Raw genomic sequence first — 16,314 nt, 5'->3', positions numbered from 1 at the left:
CTCAGAGAAGGAGAATGATATGAAGAATCGCCCCATTATACAGCTTTCGTATTTTATTTCTATAGTGATTTGTGTGTTGTTGTTCGTTGGGGTTAACGGGACAATTGAAACCTTCATTTTACCTCAGGAAAGTAAAGCAACAATTCAAGAATCTACATCAGTCTACGATTCTTCAGTAATTCAAAAGCTTAACAATAGACAAGCTGTGACTATTGTTGCGTATGGTGATTCAATTACATGGGGGTATGAACGAGATTCTGATACAGGAAGAGTAACTCAAGTAAAGAACCCTTATCCAAAAATTTTAGAATTTGAACTTAGGCAAAAGTTTGGCTATCGTCATATAAAAGTTATTAATAGAGGTCATCCCGGCTGGACATCTATTCAGGCACTTGAGAATATTGAGAAGGAAGTATTTAGCTATCATCCCGATCTAGTCATTTTGATGTTTGGGATAAACGATGCAAGAGGTCATTTAAAATACAGTCCTCATTCTCTCCCTGTCCCTGTCGATCAATATAAAGAAAATAATCAACATTTACTTCGAAAGCTTCAAGAAAAAGGAATCGAAGTGGTTATCAGCTCACCAACTACAATTACTAGTAAAAAAAATAATGCAAATATAAATCAAGTACACTATACAAATGCAATAAAATCCTTAACAGAAGAAGAAAATATTCATTATATTAATGGTTCTGAAATCCCGATTGAAGATAATCTTAAAGACGGAATTCACTTTAAGGCCGAGCAATATAAGCTAATCGCAGAAAAAATAATGTCTGAACTATTTTAGCAATCACGGGAGGTCCCTTGACCCAATTTCCAGAATGTGGTGGGACGCGGGACCTGTCCCCTTGACCCACTTTGGGCGACGCATAATCCTATGTTCCGTTACATTTGTTATTTAATAGTAATTTACGTCATAATACGTGGCTTTTTTCATTCCTGTCAATAGTCTTATTCTAGTATTTTCTACCTTCATTACCAGAGTTATACAAATACTAGATATGAGATTCAATTAGACCAATCTATTAATTTTCAATGATTGTTTGAGTTTAATATAGTAGAAAAGTTTTAAGTTATCGAATGAAGGAAAAGTCTTCCTCAAATATTACAGAATTCACATGCTATGATTGGGATGTATCTTGGTACAAACAAGAGGAGGACTGAATATGAAGAAAACTGTATTATCATTAGTAGTGGCAGGTGCACTATTAGTCACTGGGCCATTAGCTAGTTCCGCGGAGCAAGTAAGTGATTCAAAAAGTGTATATGAAGGTCGTTATGTTGTATCTGTTAACAACTCTACTAATTGGAATGACCTAATTCAAAACTTACTTAAAAAATACTATTCTGGGTACTCTCAAACTCAACCTAAAGTGGAGGCACCTACACAACCAACTAAGGAGCCAACTCAACCCAAAGCTGAAGAACCTGTTCAGGAAAAACCTGTTGTTCAACAACCTGTACAACAGCAGCCATCAGAACAGCCAAAAGAAACTGAGAACCAAGCTGCTTATTCATTAAGTCAGTTTGAGCAAGAAGTTGTAAAACTAACAAATAATGAACGTGCAAAATATGGCTTGCAGCCACTAAAAATTGATTTAAAATTAAGTGAAGTTGCGAGAATCAAATCTACAGATATGAAGAATAAAGGTTACTTCTCACATACAAGCCCAACTTACGGATCACCATTTGATATGATGAAGCAATTCGGTGTTCAATATCGTGCAGCTGGTGAAAATATTGCAATGGGTCAACGTTCACCACAAGAGGTTGTAAATGCATGGATGAACAGTGAAGGCCATCGTAAGAATATCTTAAGCTCAAACTTCACTCATATTGGAGTAGGTCACGCAGAAGGCAATTATTGGACACAAATGTTTATTGGTAAATAAACTCGTTTAGCAAGCTATGCTTTTCTTCCTTATAATAAATGAGCACCCAACGAAATTTCGTTGGGTGCTTTTTTGTGGCACAGTTCACAGGTCCACAGTCACAGGAAAATATTGGTGGGACGCGGGACCTGTCCCTGTGACCCAGTGGTGGAACGTGAGGCCTGTGACCCGGTTATTGCAGTTTTCCTCTGCAGAGGATTGGGATTTGGTCTACGACCTCGTCTCCAGAGATTAGGTAGGCGTGGTCATAGAGGTTGCATACTGGGCATATATGGTTTGGTATGACTTCTAGTGTTTCTCCAATTGCAACTTGATTTCTAAATTCTTCATTATAGATGATTGCATGCTCATCATAAAGCTGGTCAATATGAACGCCATAGTTCTTGATGTAACCTATTCCAGTCGTTGCACATATTCCTTCACTTCGCGACTGCATGGTGAGCCCTTTTGCACCGACATCTGTTATGACGCGTTCATTTGTTGGTTTGCTTATAACGGTTGTAAGGACAGAAGCCGCACATCTAGAGTAAGAACCAATTGCATTTCCTTGTGAAACATCCATGAGGATATAAGTTCCAATACGAAGTTCAGTTATTCCCTCCATTACTCCAAAATCATGCATGAGCGGTGGAGTCGATCCAATGCTAACGGTTTCAAGTTTGCAGCCTAATTCTTCAGCTAAACAAGCAAAATGAAGGGTGCGTTTTTGGGCTTCATTATACAGGCGACGACATTCTTCAAGGTCTTTGGCTTTGTATGTATGGCCATCGTGAGAAAAGATTCCTTTTAAATTCACATGCGCGCAATTTTTAATATATTCTACTAAACTTGTATAATCGCTTTCTTCGATAACGCCTGATCGGTTTTCACCTACTTCAATCTCGATCAGAACTTGCGCTTGCTTTTGACTACCACTAAAGACTTTCTCAATCATTTCACATTGTTCGATGCTGTCGACACCAAATGAAATATCAATTGTTTCAGCAAGCTTTTTGATGCGATTTAATTTGACCTCTCCCACGATTTCGTTTGCAATAAAAATATCATTCAGCCCGTGTTCAGCCATGACTTCTGCTTCGCCGACCTTCGCTACCGTAATACCATTTGCACCTGCCTGTACCTGTAATTTAGCTAGCGCAGGCATTTTATGCGTTTTCGTATGTGGACGAAGATGAACACCATATTGATTAGCACGTGTTTGCATTCTATTAATGTTATCCATCATAATTTCTCGATCAATTAATAAGCTCGGTGTATCTAGTTCATGCTTTTTCATCAAAACCGCTCCTCGCTAATTATAATAGTCAATCTTCTAGTTACTTTTTAGACCCGCTCCACATAAAGGAAAGACTAGTTGTTGGTCTTTTAATTCGGGGTATTTCTCTACATATTGTAAGTACCCGGCATAATTGGCTGCTGAAGTAATTTCAACATAAATTCCTTTTAATGCAAGCTGCTTTCTTGCCTCTACTATACTTTCCTCAGAGACACCGATTATATCTCCACCAGTTTCTCGCACAGCCTGCAAGATTTCTGGCCCTCTTGCCGGTGCTGCAATGGCAATGCCCTCCGCCAAGGTTCCTGAATGTTCAACAGGCTCCACCTTGTTTTTACCTTCAACAAAGGCATTCATAAGAGGTGCACAAACTTCTGCCTGTACAGCAAGAATTTTTGGCATTTTCTCGATTTGTCCATTTGCTAATAGCTCTTGAAAAGCAATATATGCACCCATTAACAATGTTCCATTTCCTACTGGAATAATGAATGCTTCAGGCAATTTGTTATTCATTTGCTCAAATACTTCATACACATACGTTTTCGTTCCTTCCCAAAAGATCGGGTTGTAAATATGGCTTGCATAGAATGATTTTGTCGTTTCAACCATAGATATCGCTGCATTTGCAGTATCTTCTCTCTTTCCAGGAATCTTATGAATAATCGCGCCATGCGCCTCAATCTGGGCTATTTTTTTACTAGAGGTTGATTCCGGAACGAAAATATCACATTGGATTCCTGCCCTTGCTCCATAGGCTGCAATGGCTGTTCCCGCATTACCACTACTGTCTGCTACTACTCTCTTAATGCCAAGCTTTTTCGCCATAGCAATGAGAAGTACAGCGCCACGATCTTTAAAAGACAAAGTAGGCATATAGTAATCTGCTTTCGCGTAGACATTATCATCAATCTTGATGAGTGGAGTCCCTCCTTCCCCTAACGTTATCTCCTGCCATACATCATCCTGTTCAAATGGAAGTGCATCGATATATTTCCAAAGAGAATGATTTCTGGATGAAGAGGTTTCAGTAAAATCTACTGCCTTTTTCTCATATTCAAGGTTTAGTAATCCGCCACAATCGCATTTCCATTTGTTACTATCCAACGGATAAGTTGAATGACATTCAAAGCAGATATAGTTCATCATCAATCTTCCTTTTCTTAATCAATATAGGCTATTGCTTCAAGTTCTATCGAATATCCATAGTGTAGTTGATTAGTAGGAACAACAGCCCGTGCAGGCTTATGATCACCAAAATACTGTTTGTATAGAGTATTAACAGTATCCCATAATGCAATATCTGAAATATAAATCGTGACCTTCATGATGTCCTCTTTTTTTGCACTTGCTGCTTCTAAAACATGGTCTAAGTTGGTTAATACTTGTTTGGTTTCGGCAACAATATTACCGCTAGTTCCCTCTCCTGTAAAAGGATCAACCGGGAGTTGACCTGATATGAAAAGTAAATTCCCCTTTTGTGTTGCAGCGGAATAATGTCCCGGGTTTGGCTTCGCACCGTTAATTGTGATAAATTTCATACTAATAAGCCTCCTTGAGAATAGAGTTTTTATGAATAAATGGTTTTATCCTTAATTACTTTTTTTCTTTAATTTCTTCAATATAGCTGTACACCGTGACTTTTGAGATATTCAACTTCTCAGCAACTCTATCGATTGTTCCACGAATTAAGAAGATCCCTTTTTGTTCCATAAATCGAACCATCTCAACCTTTTCATCACGCCTTAGCTGTTCTACTGGTCTATTGCCAATAATTTTATCAATCAGATCATTAGCTATCTCTTGAATATGATCTGTTTCATTCATATTTTCCTGCTGATAATTTAGGTTCGAAGGCTGGTCCGGGTGTTGAGGAATCAAGCTGCTTAGATAGTTTATATTCTCAGTAATTCGTGTCGTATCAATGTTAATGCAAAGTGCGCCAATTACCTTTTTGTCCTGATTTCTAATTAACAAAGTAGAAGATTTGATTAATCTACCATCATCAGTATGGAAATAATAATTTGCTGAATAATCATTCGTAAAATTTTGGGATAACAACACTTCTGTAATGAGATGATTAAAACTTTGTCCTACATTCCTTCCGGTTACATGGTTGTTAACCGTGTACACAACTGAGCTTTGAGGCACTGTTAAATCATGCAGTACAACTTCGCAATCATTGCCAAATGTTTTAGCAATCACCTCTGCCACTGGAATGTACTGTTCAAGTATAGAATTCATAAACAAATTCCTTTCCATAAGTCTATTCAACTAAAATATATATAAAATTTTATATAAAATCAATATTTTTTTATATATAAAAATCAGTTTTAACGCTTATTTTAGATAATATCAAAAATTTGTATTGACTATTCATATAAATTTTTATATAAAAAGAGTAAGAAGTGTATAAGTTTATATATCTTTTTACGAAAAATGAAAGCGGTACCATGAAGAAAGGAGGAATATAAGGGATTTAGTATCTTTTTTTATCTATGTTTTTCTGAATCTTAAAAATTTATGATTTTAGGGGCGAGGATACTTGTCCCACAAAGGAGGGTCTTATGAGAAAAATTGGGTTGCTTTCACAAATTTTAATTGCTTTTGTAATTGCTATTATTGTTGGTGCTATCGTTGGACCGAGTATTGAGGTTGTTAGACCTCTCGGTGATTTATTCTTACGTATGATCAAATTTATTATCGTTCCTTTAGTTCTAGCTTCTCTTGTAGTGGGTGTTGCTGGTACTGGAGACATCAAAAAAATTGGTCGTATGGGTGGAATCACATTCTTTTATTATATATTAACCACAGCTTTCGCTGTCACCATCGGATTAATTCTTGCAAACATCTTCTCACCAGGTAAGGGCCTTAGTATTAATGCATCTGCGGATAAAGTCGAAGTATCCGAGGCTCCTGGAGTAATTGATACCTTGTTAAATATTATCCCTACAAATCCTATTGCTTCATTAGTAAACGGGGATATGTTACAAATCATCTTCTTTGCCATCTTCCTTGGTCTTGCAATTACAATTTTAGGGGATAAAGCAAAGACGGTTTACAACTTCTTTAATGAACTTGCTGAAATTATGTATAAAATTACTGGTATTGTCATGAAATTAGCTCCAATCGGGGTCTTCGGTTTAATTGCACCAACCGTTGGAGAATATGGAGTTTCAGTACTTCTTCCGCTTTTAAAAGTAATAGTAGTCGTTTATCTCGGATGTATACTTCACGCTGTCATCACTTATTCAACATCTGTTAAACTTTTCGCTAACATGAATCCACTTAAATTTTTTAAAGGAATTGCACCTGCTAGCTTAGTAGCATTCAGCACAACAAGTAGTTCTGGAACTCTGCCAATAACGATTAAAAACAGTGAAGAATACCTTGGTGTTTCTAGAAAAGTAAGTAGCTTCGTTCTTCCGTTGGGGGCCACCATTAATATGGATGGAACTGCGTTATATCAAGGGGTATGCGTTTTATTCATCGCACAGTTTTTTGGATATGATCTTTCTTTTGCTCAACAGTTAACCATTGTCCTAACTGCTACTCTTGCTTCAATCGGTACAGCAGGTGTACCAGGGGCTGGTTTGATCATGCTTACGATGGTCGTTACTTCAGTTGGACTTCCAGTAGAAGGTATTGCTCTGATTGCCGGTATTGATAGAATCTTAGATATGATTCGTACTTCTGTAAATGTCACAGGGGATGCTTCCGCTGCTGTTGTAGTAAATGCGATTGAGGAAAAGCGAGACTTGAAAATATCAAATCAAGTAAGCGTATAGTGCCATAAAGTTAGAATACGGTTGTTGGAGATTTGAATGAGTAAATCTTCAACGACCGATTTTTATAAGGCGGGGATCACATGACAAAAACACTAGGTATAATGGGCGGAATGGGGCCGCTTGCCACTGTTGATTTGATGAATAAAATTATTCGATTAACGCCTGCCCAAAGAGACCAAGATCACATTCATATGATTGTTGATAATTACCCACAAATACCGGATCGTACCGAAGCTATAATGGGTAAGGGTGCGAACCCCTTATCTTTTATGATCGAATCCGCAAAAAGATTAGAAGCAGCAGGTGCAGATTTCATTGCAATAGCCTGCAATACTGCCCACTATTATTTGGATGACATCCAAAATTCAGTCAACATCCCGATTATGAACATGCCTAAAGAAACTGTAAGATTCATTGACAAAGCAGGCTTTAAAACCATTGCATTATTAGCGACCGATGGGACACTCTCATCTAATCTATACCAAGAGTCCCTTCGTGAAGGTGGATTTGCTGTTGTGGAACCAGACCCAGTTACACAAGAGAGCATTATGGAAGGAATTTATTCTGTAAAAAGTGGCGATCTAAACAAAGGTAAAAAGTTATTCCTACATGCGTCGAAAACAGTAATCGAACAAGGTGCGGAGGCAATTATCGCAGCATGTACCGAAATCCCGCTCGTGTTAACTGAAATAGACGGTATTAAGCTAATAGATCCAACACAAATCTTAGCAAATAAAATCGTAGAAATCAGTATATAGACCAATAACATGAAATGTACAACAAAACCACCCTTCGCACTACTTGTCTCATAACTTTTTTAGTAAGATAATGGGACAAAGGGACAGGTCCCGTGTCCCACCTTCAAAAGTTGGTAGGACACTGGGGCCTTTTCCCAAACATAATAAAGAGGTGTGTATTTGATGGAGCAATTAATGTTTATTGAAACTGGAATGGGAATTGATGTTCATGGCCAGAACATTACGAAGGCAGCCGTTCGAGCTGTGAAAAATGCGATTCATTTCAATTCAATGCCTGGAATTCGGTCTGTTCTACCGGGCAATAGTTTAGACAATATGGTCGTAAACGTGAAGTTAGCGGTCCCTTGTGATAAAGAGGCACTGGATATCGAGGCGGTTAAAGAGAGTATACCGTTTGGAAAAGTGTCAGTGGAAGTTATGGACGGTGGAATGCTAACAACAAGCGGCATCGTCATTGAGGAAAAAGGCGATCAAAACGATTTAATGTACATAGTAGTGGCTTCAGTCGAAGTTGGGTACTAATGGGACAGAGGGACAGGTTCACTGTCCCAACCTCCCCCAAAAAGTGGGACAAGGGACCTGTCCCCGCGACCCACTCTCACTTATATTCCAACTTCTTCACTTACACCGTACTTCCTTTTGTGATTCTTAGATAATAGAAAAATAGTAATAATGAGTAAGGCCAAGATTAATAGTAAAGTTAAAACACTACCTGTAATACCGGCAACAATATACCCGATAAAGGCAATCGATGCATTAAGGAGTGCATATGGTAATTGTGTTTTCACGTGGTCAATATGGTCAGCACCCGCTCCTGTAGACGAAAGAATGGTCGTATCAGAAATTGGTGAGCTATGGTCCCCCATTATTCCACCCGAAAGAACAGCCCCGATACAAACTAATAAATGCGCATCTAATGTAACGGCCATAGGAATAGCGATTGGTAGCATAATAGCATAAGTTCCCCATGAAGATCCTGAAGCTAAAGACATTAACACACCGACTAAGAATAATAGGGCTGGGATAATGAATGCAGGCACATTTCCATTCATTGCTTCCACAATAAAGTTTGCAGTACCCATTTCCTTCATGACTTTTCCAAGAGACCAAGCCAGGATTAGTGTAACGGCAACATAAACCATCTTTTGCATCCCAGTTGTATAGATAGTAAAAATATCACTAAATTTCTTCAATTTATATACAAGCATTAAAATGATAATCGTAATTGCGGCAAACAAATATGCTGTACTTAAGGCAACTCTAAAATCATTTCCTGGTACTGGCTCAAATGGGAAGCCATACGAAATCAATAAACCAAAAAGAGTAACAAATAATACTAAAAGAGGCAACCAAACCAATATTGCATGTCGGTGTTCTGTTCCTTCTTCACTATTCTCTACTCTTCTTAATGGCTTAGATGTTGGCCAGTATAGTTCACCAGTAGTTTGAACTCTGTACTCAGCTTTTGCCATTGGCCCAAAATCTAATTTAGTAAGAGCGACTAGAGGGACCATTACAACAGCTAATATCGCATAAAACTGAAAAGGAATTACCTGAACCAGGGTAGAAAATTCAGATGTAGTAATATTTAAAGCTTCATATTCCTTTTGAATAAGACCCATAATGTATACGCCCCATCCGATAAAAGGAATTAATACTGCAACAGGTGAGGAGGTTGAATCAATAATCCAAGCGAGCTTTTCTCTTGAAATTTTCGCCTTATCAAAGATTTTTTCAAATACAGGGCCAACAATTAGCGGTGTACCCAGATCAGAGAAGAAAATGATAATTCCTCCGAACCAAGCAGAAATCTGCGCTTTAGCCTTAGTATTAATAAATTTAATCGTATTTGCTGCAAGTGCAGCTCCACCGCCGGACTTTTCCATAAGTCCTACAAATCCGCCAATAAAAAATAATAATACGATAATAGCTGCATTGTAGCCATCTGCTGCAAGTGGGAAAAAGTAATTCCCTATTGTCTCTGTTGTTGCCACAAGAGGATTTCCTCCGACAAGAATGAGCACTCCGATAAAAGCACCAAAGAACAGAGACACTACTACATTTCTAGTTATAACCGCAAGAATGATTGCAATAATAGGTGGGAGTATTGATATCCAGCCCAAGTGTTCCATAAACATATCCCCTTCTAATAAATAAACTATTGTATTGCATAAATATAAAAGGATAAATTTTTAGATTTTATCCTAGTACTTGATTATAAAGAACACTTCTATGAAATGCAATAAACTATTTAAATATAATATTTATAAATATACATTTTGCTATTATACTTATAAAAAAAAAAGTTGATGTGACCCTTCTAATACGGTCAAATCAGGTCAATCACATCAACTTATTTAAAAGGTTATTATTTTCGCAATCAAATTTTACTCAAGAAAAAAACGAAGAGATCACCTCTTCGTTTTCTTGATATTAGCGTGATGTATAACCAGCATGGATTCAATAAAATTGATCCAACAGGGAGTTCCCTCCTATTATTTGTTTAGGTATGCCCACGCGTATTGGGCGTATAGTTCTGCCCCGGTGACCATAGCATCTTCGTCGATGTTGAATTTGCCGTGGTGGTGTGCCCATTGAGTGTCTTTTTCTGGATTTCCTGATCCAACTAAAGCAAAGCAACCTGGTACTTCATCAAGGTAGAAACTGAAGTCTTCCCCGCCCATTGTTGGTTTTTCATCATAAAGGGCTTCTTCACCAAATGCCTCAGTGGCTACTTGTTGTACAAGCTTTGCACTTTCCTCACCGTTAATAACCGCCTGCGTGCCACGAATATAGTCTACTTCAGCGCTTGCCCCGTAAATTGACGCAACCTGTTCTGCATATACACGAAGCTGCTTTTCAATATGATCACGGATTTCAGGATCAAAACAGCGAACGGTTCCTTCAATAACCGCATTTTCAGCAATCACATTAAAGCGCGTTCCCACTGTCATTTTTCCAACCGTTAATACAGCTGGTTTTTGAGGGTCGATCGTTCTTGAAACAACAGATTGAACATTCATCACAAAGGATGAGGCAACAATTGCGGCATCGATGCAATCCTGCGGAATTGCCCCATGTCCCCCTCTTCCCTTGAATTTCACAGTAAAAATATCTGCTGATGCGAACGAAGGCCCAGGGTTGCAGGACACTTTATTAGTTGGCATTTGTGACCAAATATGCATTCCAAATACATTATCCACTCCCTCAACCGCTCCTTGTTTCACCATTTCTAAAGCTCCTGTTGCCACTTCTTCAGCCGGTTGGAAAATCAAGCGGACATTACCATGCAGTTCCTCTTTGATGTCATTCAATGCTTTCGCAGCAATGAGAAGCATTGCAGTGTGAGAATCATGGCCACATGCATGCATTTTGCCTTTCGTTTTAGAGGCATATGGCAAATCCGAATTTAATTCTTCAACGGATAAAGCGTCCATATCCGCTCTCAATGCTACATTTTTTCCCGGCTTGCCGCCCTTTATTTCTCCGATCACACCTGTAGGATTTGTTTTATGATTCTCGATTCCTAACTCATCGAGATATTGCGCAACGAATGCTGAAGTATTGTACTCTTCCCAAGACAATTCAGGCTCACTATGCAATTTTCGACGGATAGCTGTCAATTCTTCACTATAGTCCGCAATTGCCTGTTTTATTTGATCATTTACCAAGATGTTCAACTCCATTTATATCATTTGTTGTGCGTTAAAAAAGCTTGTTAAACTTTATAATAAAGATACAAAAGTTCCGGCTAGAATTACAGAAACGATCGTAACTGTGATAAATCCACCGACCAGCATTGGCGGTAACATATGACTTGTTAATACTTCTCTTTCTTTTTCATCCTTTGTTAATGAGTTAATAACTTCATTTGTAATAATATAATCAGCTGGGAATCCGTATAGGGCTGTTAGTGATACAGCAAATGCCATGTGTTTGCTGACCTTTAGCAACTTACCTGCAATGAATGAAAAGATATACATCCCGATCACCCCTAATACAATACATCCGATAAGCGGTGTTAAAATCTCAAACATCATGCTAGGTGTTGCATGCTTTAATCCATCAAAAATGAAAAGCATTAACCCCATAATCGCTAAACCAAATCCATTTGCCTTTTGTAATGAATGTGTTTCAAGGAAACCAACACTCTTTCCGATAACCCCGAAGAGTAAGCAAAGCACAAGCGCATTAACATTCACGATCGGTGCTAATAAAGTTGAAGCTAAATAAGCAAGGTAACCCACAACTGCTAATCTCAAAAACTTGAAATACTCTGTATTATATTTTTCTGGAATTTTATCAATCCACTTAACCTTTGGAGCAGTTTCAGAAGTTGCCGCAACTTCTGCTTTTACTTCTTCTACTTTTGAAAGCTGACCATTGCGATATTGCTGTAATAGTTTCTTACCTTCCTTTTTTAATACAATTGATGTTATCGGGTATCCTGCAAAACCTTGCATCACATAGATTACAATCGCAAAAACAGATAAACTCGTAAGTCCTGCATTTGCAGCCCCTTCTGACATGATTAATGCCGAAACTAGACCTCCAACTAATGGTGGAATGGCTACAATGACTGTTTGCACTCCAAAAATAAGTGTTCCAATTCCAAAAAGAATCGCGATAATTCCTAGAATACCAGATAAAGCTATTAAAATAGTTTTCCACTGTGCTATTAATTCTTTAAGTGATAATAATGTTCCCATGTTGACAATCAATAGATACATCAACATCGTTGCTACTACAGATGGTATACCTGCTAATGCGACAATGTCTTGCGGAAAAAACGTCCAATACCCTATTAAAAATAGGACCGCACACACAAACACGGATGGTATCCATGCTTTTGTTTTTATAGAAATAAAGTCTCCGATAAACAGTATGATAAGTAAAAGAACGAAAGCTAGCATTTGAGACATTATAAGTTCAACCCCTTTTTGTGTTAATTGTTAATATTTTTTAAATATAATAACATCTTAACGAATGAAATGAAAGATTTTTTCGAAAATAGTTGCAATATCAAGCGATTGATAACTTATAAGTCTTTTATATTTTGTAATTATTGGACATATTTGCTATTTTAATATATATTTTACAAATCCTATCCATACATCTTAGATAAATAAAAAGGGCTGTTCTAAAAGTCATGGCACTGACTTTCGGAACAACCCTGTTATCTTTTATGAAATATAATTAATTGTGCAGAGCAAAAAGATTGAAATGGCAAAAGGACTGTCCTTACATTCATTTTTCAATGACTCGGACAGTCCCTTAATTGTATATTAAAAGCAAAATTAACAAAAACAATTATTAAGGCACTTAACTAAAGTAACTTACGAAGGCGATCATTATTGCGCTAAATTATCCTCCAATCAATAAGAAACCAGAAAATGCATTTATCGTATCTTTCCTCTGTAATCTTATATATTCTTTATAAGTTATTTCCTGTTTTGCAAACTTAACCCCATTGGAATTAGGTTCTACATAATAAACGGTGCCATCATTGTCCTGTAGAATTACCGTATTTATAAAACCTGATTCGTTTCCATCTTTCTGGTTATAATTAATTTCCGAGCGTTTAACACCTATAAATTTATATAGTGAATGCTCCTGTATCTTTTCACAAAATTCATTAGCTTGTAACTCAACAAAGTTATTTGATACACACACATTAATCACCCCGCTTTACATACTAAAACGCACCTTATAAAGCTATATTAAATTTATTATATTACTGTAGATTAGTTAATGATACTACCTTTACCCAACATCGAGAGTGCCTATTTTCAAATGCACCTTATCTTTTTAATAGCTGAAAAGTATAAGTAAAAAATTTGCAGTATCTGTGGATTTTCACATGTCCTGTTTATAATATCTGATGAAGGACTTTACGGGTTCGGGCTCCGCTCCTTCGGGACTTCATCCAACCGATGAAGGACTCTACGACCTCGGGCTCTCCTCGTCCGGGACTTCATCACCTAGATGAAGGACTTTACGACCTCGGGCTCTCCTCGTCCGGGACTTCATCCGCCTTATGAAGGACTTTACGGCCTCGGGCTCCACTCGTTCGGGACTTCATACACTCGATGAAGGACTTTACCGAATTGGGCTCCTCTCATTCGTGACTTCATCCGCCTGATGAAGGACTTTACAACCTTGGGCTGACCCCGTTCGGGTCTTCATTCACCTGATGAAGGACTTTACGAGCTTAGGCTCCACCCGTTCGGGACTTCATCAGCAATTAGAGAAATAGACTAAATCTATTATGCTAAAGCCCCCTATTTCTCTACAAAAAAGAGATTGGTTCATCGCCAATCTCTTAAATATGAACTTAATTTTAAAGTTCATTATTCAACAGGTGAAAGCTCATCTTCTATTAACCACTTATGATTTTTTACCTTTTCTCCTGTTTTTGTATCTGTGAAATCCACCATATAAACAGTTGTTTGTTTAGCGGTATCAATTGTTGCCTTAGCACCTTTCATACCTTCCATATGATCCGCAGTTAATACAACTTCATCACCTGGTTTATACGGTTTTTCACCTGCATTTTCAATTTCTTCATGAACCACCCATTTATGATTTTTTACTGGTTCTCCACCATTTGTTGGAGTATATGTAACCGAATAGACTGTTGTATTAAAGGCGCCTGAAACTGTTGCTTCTGCACCATTCATCCCTGGCATATGATCTGCATGCATGATCACTTTACTACCAACTGGATAGGTAGGATTTTCTGCCTCCGCCAAACCTTCTGGAACTTCACCAGAGCCTGAGTGATTCATGTCTGAATGATCCATTTCTCCATTAGAATCAGATTCTTCGTTGCCCATATCCATATTTTCATGAGTGTCAGATTCTGTATCTGTGTTTTCATTTGGTGAGGTTGCTTCATTACCTGCACATGATGCTAAAAGGAAAACCAACAATAATGCAGCTAATCCTAACAATCTTTTTTTATTTTTCATCATTACCATCCTTTCAAACTTATTTAACGTCCATATTAAATTATCAATAAAATGTGCAGATTTTATGCAAACATCATAGGACTAATTTAGTATTTTTATACCAAAATTCCTTTTATTTTAGTAAAAAAAAAGACCCATCCAGGTCTTTTATCTACTTCTAACAAGCAGTTCCACTGCTTCTTTAACTAATTCCTCTGTATTTTCCCCCTTTTCATCTGCATTACGTACACATGAAACGAGGTTTGAACTTACAATGACACCAATTGTACGATCGATTGCAGTCCTAGATGCAGACAATTGAGTTATTACATCCTTACAATCTTTTTCTTCTTCCATCATACGTAAAATGCCGCGTAATTGTCCTTCGATACGTTTAATTCGATTTTTTACCTTTTCATCATATTCCATGAAAAGACCCCCTCTCTTCCAGGTTTAATGTAACGTTATGTGACCGCATATTTACAGCAAAATTTACGAGAATCGATTATTGATATCCACTTACTCGAAATCCTTTACGTCTTAAAATTCGTATGGCAACATTTTTCTCAAGTCTTGTTGATACCACGACATGAACCTTTTTATCAGGTATTTCATAACAATACCTTGCCAAATAGGCGACAGGAATATTAATAGAATTCTCGATTACATCTTTGTATGAAATATTATAGTCTCTTACATCTATAACCTCAATATTCGTTAAGTCAACTTTTAACATATCTTCACAGTGTATTCCCGATTATAGGAAAGTATCTTTTGTATAGTTCCCCATACTATAAATAGTAGCAAAAGACTAAATAAAATCAAATGCATACAAACCTCCTTCCTAAAAGGTTGGAATCACTATCTATAAAATATCCATCCAAATCTTCACTGCAGTTACAACGATTAAGATGGCCAGGATAATTTGTAACGCCTTTGTGTTCATCTTCTTCCCTGTGATTGCACCAAGCGGTGATGCAATTAAACTTGCCACAATCATAATTACTGCTGGGACATATTCTATTTGTCCTGTCGTGATTTTACCTACAGTAGAACCAATTGATGAAATAAATGTAATCGCAAGTGAAGAGGCGATTGTCATTCTGGTTGGAATTTTTAAGACAACGAGCATAATCGGCACCAGTAAAAATGCGCCGGCTGCTCCAACTATTCCAGCACCTAACCCTACGATAAAGGCAAGCGCAGCAGCTAGCCACTTATTAAACGTCACTTGATCAAACGGAACATCGTCCACATTCTTTTTCGGAATAAACATCATGATCGAAGCAATTAACGCTAACACACCATAGACAACGTTTATATCACCTTCTGACATAAATTTAGACCCAAATCCCCCAACAAAACTACCGACCAAAATACTAATCCCCATATAGAGAATAAGTGTTTTATTTAAATAACCGCCCTTACGATAAGCCCAGACACCACCGATGGTCGCAAAAAACACTTGAACAGCACTGATACCTGATACCTCATGGGCACTGAAAGCTGCTAATCCAAATAAAGGTGGAATATATAATAGCATTGGATATTTAATGATAGATCCGCCGATTCCTAACATTCCAGAGATATATGAACCAATAAAGCCAATTAAAAAGATTGTAATAATAAATGCAAAATCCATCGTAT

The 16,314-nt window shown here is 37.5% G+C and carries 17 protein-coding genes; 5 read left to right on the top strand and 12 right to left on the bottom strand.

Annotated elements, in window-relative coordinates; genetic code table 11:
- Window positions 1-19 precede the first annotated feature (19 nt).
- Together CKK03_RS18260 and CKK03_RS18255 are read left to right on the top strand one after the other, a co-directional pair.
- Complete coding sequence (locus CKK03_RS18260; RefSeq protein ID WP_099363959.1) at window positions 20-793, top strand: SGNH/GDSL hydrolase family protein; 774 nt, start codon at window positions 20-22, stop codon at window positions 791-793.
- A gap of 379 nt (window positions 794-1,172) precedes the next feature.
- Window positions 1,173-1,898, top strand: a complete 726-nt coding sequence (locus CKK03_RS18255; protein WP_099363958.1) for a CAP domain-containing protein — start codon at window positions 1,173-1,175, stop codon at window positions 1,896-1,898.
- Between the two features lie 172 nt (window positions 1,899-2,070).
- Here the strand turns inward: CKK03_RS18255 and CKK03_RS18250 are convergent, their stop codons facing one another.
- The 4 genes from CKK03_RS18250 to CKK03_RS18235 are packed head-to-tail and all read right to left on the bottom strand — an operon-like array spanning window position 2,071 to window position 5,415.
- Entirely contained in the window at window positions 2,071-3,174 is a 1,104-nt protein-coding gene (locus CKK03_RS18250) for a D-TA family PLP-dependent enzyme (RefSeq protein WP_099363957.1), read from the bottom strand.
- Between the two features lie 36 nt (window positions 3,175-3,210).
- A complete protein-coding gene (locus CKK03_RS18245; protein ID WP_099363956.1) occupies window positions 3,211-4,320 on the bottom strand; it encodes a threonine synthase in 1,110 nt (369 codons plus the stop codon).
- A 14-nt stretch (window positions 4,321-4,334) separates the two neighbouring features.
- Entirely contained in the window at window positions 4,335-4,712 is a 378-nt protein-coding gene (locus CKK03_RS18240; RefSeq protein WP_099363955.1) for a RidA family protein, read from the bottom strand.
- Window positions 4,713-4,767: 55 nt separating this feature from the next.
- Entirely contained in the window at window positions 4,768-5,415 is a 648-nt protein-coding gene (locus CKK03_RS18235) for a helix-turn-helix transcriptional regulator (protein ID WP_099363954.1), read from the bottom strand.
- 323 nt (window positions 5,416-5,738) lie between these two features.
- Between CKK03_RS18235 and CKK03_RS18230 the strand changes: the two genes are divergently transcribed.
- The 3 genes from CKK03_RS18230 (at window position 5,739) to CKK03_RS18220 (ending at window position 8,239) form a co-directional block, all read left to right on the top strand.
- The gene (locus tag CKK03_RS18230) at window positions 5,739-6,959 is read left to right on the top strand and encodes a dicarboxylate/amino acid:cation symporter (protein ID WP_099363953.1); all 1,221 of its coding nucleotides are present in this window, start codon (window positions 5,739-5,741) and stop codon (window positions 6,957-6,959) included.
- Window positions 6,960-7,039: 80 nt separating this feature from the next.
- The gene (gene cuyB / locus CKK03_RS18225; RefSeq protein WP_099363952.1) at window positions 7,040-7,717 is read left to right on the top strand and encodes a cysteate racemase; all 678 of its coding nucleotides are present in this window, start codon (window positions 7,040-7,042) and stop codon (window positions 7,715-7,717) included.
- Window positions 7,718-7,879: 162 nt separating this feature from the next.
- Complete coding sequence (locus tag CKK03_RS18220; RefSeq protein WP_099363951.1) at window positions 7,880-8,239, top strand: Lin0512 family protein; 360 nt, start codon at window positions 7,880-7,882, stop codon at window positions 8,237-8,239.
- 80 nt (window positions 8,240-8,319) lie between these two features.
- Here CKK03_RS18220 and CKK03_RS18215 read toward each other — a convergent pair whose 3' ends face one another.
- The 8 genes from CKK03_RS18215 to CKK03_RS18180 all read right to left on the bottom strand — a co-directional run bounded on the left by CKK03_RS18215 (window position 8,320) and on the right by CKK03_RS18180 (window position 16,309).
- Window positions 8,320-9,849: a Na+/H+ antiporter NhaC family protein gene (locus CKK03_RS18215; protein ID WP_099363950.1), complete on the bottom strand. Its 1,530-nt coding sequence runs from the start codon at window positions 9,847-9,849 to the stop codon at window positions 8,320-8,322.
- Between the two features lie 363 nt (window positions 9,850-10,212).
- On the bottom strand, window positions 10,213-11,403 hold the full coding sequence (locus CKK03_RS18210) for a M20 metallopeptidase family protein (protein WP_425432880.1): 1,191 nt from the start codon (window positions 11,401-11,403) through the stop codon (window positions 10,213-10,215).
- A gap of 39 nt (window positions 11,404-11,442) precedes the next feature.
- A complete protein-coding gene (locus CKK03_RS18205) occupies window positions 11,443-12,639 on the bottom strand; it encodes a hypothetical protein (protein WP_099363948.1) in 1,197 nt (398 codons plus the stop codon).
- Window positions 12,640-13,081: 442 nt separating this feature from the next.
- Complete coding sequence (locus CKK03_RS18200; protein ID WP_099363947.1) at window positions 13,082-13,390, bottom strand: hypothetical protein; 309 nt, start codon at window positions 13,388-13,390, stop codon at window positions 13,082-13,084.
- A 677-nt stretch (window positions 13,391-14,067) separates the two neighbouring features.
- Complete coding sequence (locus CKK03_RS18195) at window positions 14,068-14,688, bottom strand: YdhK family protein (protein WP_099363946.1); 621 nt, start codon at window positions 14,686-14,688, stop codon at window positions 14,068-14,070.
- Window positions 14,689-14,835: 147 nt separating this feature from the next.
- Window positions 14,836-15,096 (bottom strand): metal-sensitive transcriptional regulator, encoded by a 261-nt coding sequence (locus CKK03_RS18190; RefSeq protein ID WP_099363945.1) that lies wholly within the window; start codon window positions 15,094-15,096, stop codon window positions 14,836-14,838.
- 76 nt (window positions 15,097-15,172) lie between these two features.
- Window positions 15,173-15,403, bottom strand: a complete 231-nt coding sequence (locus CKK03_RS18185; RefSeq protein WP_245864195.1) for a rhodanese-like domain-containing protein — start codon at window positions 15,401-15,403, stop codon at window positions 15,173-15,175.
- A gap of 129 nt (window positions 15,404-15,532) precedes the next feature.
- Window positions 15,533-16,309, bottom strand: coding sequence for a sulfite exporter TauE/SafE family protein (locus CKK03_RS18180; RefSeq protein ID WP_099363944.1), 777 nt, complete (start codon window positions 16,307-16,309; stop codon window positions 15,533-15,535).
- Window positions 16,310-16,314 lie beyond the last annotated feature (5 nt).

This window comes from Fredinandcohnia onubensis, from assembly GCF_002734215.1.
Lineage (GTDB): Bacteria > Bacillota > Bacilli > Bacillales > Bacillaceae_L > Ferdinandcohnia > Ferdinandcohnia onubensis.
The sequence above is the reverse complement of the archived record's forward strand: the minus strand, read 5'-3'. Positions and strand labels throughout refer to the sequence as shown.

What these genes read in the sequence shown, in the direction of transcription:
- CKK03_RS18260 (WP_099363959.1), top strand. Translation starts at nt 20, where the DNA reads ATGAAGAATCGCCCCATTATACAGCTTTCGTATTTTATTTCTATAGTG.
- CKK03_RS18255 (WP_099363958.1), top strand. Translation starts at nt 1,173, where the DNA reads ATGAAGAAAACTGTATTATCATTAGTAGTGGCAGGTGCACTATTAGTC.
- CKK03_RS18250 (WP_099363957.1), bottom strand. Translation starts at nt 3,174, where the DNA reads ATGAAAAAGCATGAACTAGATACACCGAGCTTATTAATTGATCGAGAA.
- CKK03_RS18245 (WP_099363956.1), bottom strand. Translation starts at nt 4,320, where the DNA reads ATGATGAACTATATCTGCTTTGAATGTCATTCAACTTATCCGTTGGAT.
- CKK03_RS18240 (WP_099363955.1), bottom strand. Translation starts at nt 4,712, where the DNA reads ATGAAATTTATCACAATTAACGGTGCGAAGCCAAACCCGGGACATTAT.
- CKK03_RS18235 (WP_099363954.1), bottom strand. Translation starts at nt 5,415, where the DNA reads ATGAATTCTATACTTGAACAGTACATTCCAGTGGCAGAGGTGATTGCT.
- CKK03_RS18230 (WP_099363953.1), top strand. Translation starts at nt 5,739, where the DNA reads ATGAGAAAAATTGGGTTGCTTTCACAAATTTTAATTGCTTTTGTAATT.
- cuyB (WP_099363952.1), top strand. Translation starts at nt 7,040, where the DNA reads ATGACAAAAACACTAGGTATAATGGGCGGAATGGGGCCGCTTGCCACT.
- CKK03_RS18220 (WP_099363951.1), top strand. Translation starts at nt 7,880, where the DNA reads ATGGAGCAATTAATGTTTATTGAAACTGGAATGGGAATTGATGTTCAT.
- CKK03_RS18215 (WP_099363950.1), bottom strand. Translation starts at nt 9,849, where the DNA reads ATGGAACACTTGGGCTGGATATCAATACTCCCACCTATTATTGCAATC.
- CKK03_RS18210 (WP_425432880.1), bottom strand. Translation starts at nt 11,403, where the DNA reads ATGGAGTTGAACATCTTGGTAAATGATCAAATAAAACAGGCAATTGCG.
- CKK03_RS18205 (WP_099363948.1), bottom strand. Translation starts at nt 12,639, where the DNA reads ATGTCTCAAATGCTAGCTTTCGTTCTTTTACTTATCATACTGTTTATC.
- CKK03_RS18195 (WP_099363946.1), bottom strand. Translation starts at nt 14,688, where the DNA reads ATGAAAAATAAAAAAAGATTGTTAGGATTAGCTGCATTATTGTTGGTT.
- CKK03_RS18190 (WP_099363945.1), bottom strand. Translation starts at nt 15,096, where the DNA reads ATGGAATATGATGAAAAGGTAAAAAATCGAATTAAACGTATCGAAGGA.
- CKK03_RS18185 (WP_245864195.1), bottom strand. Translation starts at nt 15,403, where the DNA reads ATGTTAAAAGTTGACTTAACGAATATTGAGGTTATAGATGTAAGAGAC.
- CKK03_RS18180 (WP_099363944.1), bottom strand. Translation starts at nt 16,309, where the DNA reads ATGGATTTTGCATTTATTATTACAATCTTTTTAATTGGCTTTATTGGT.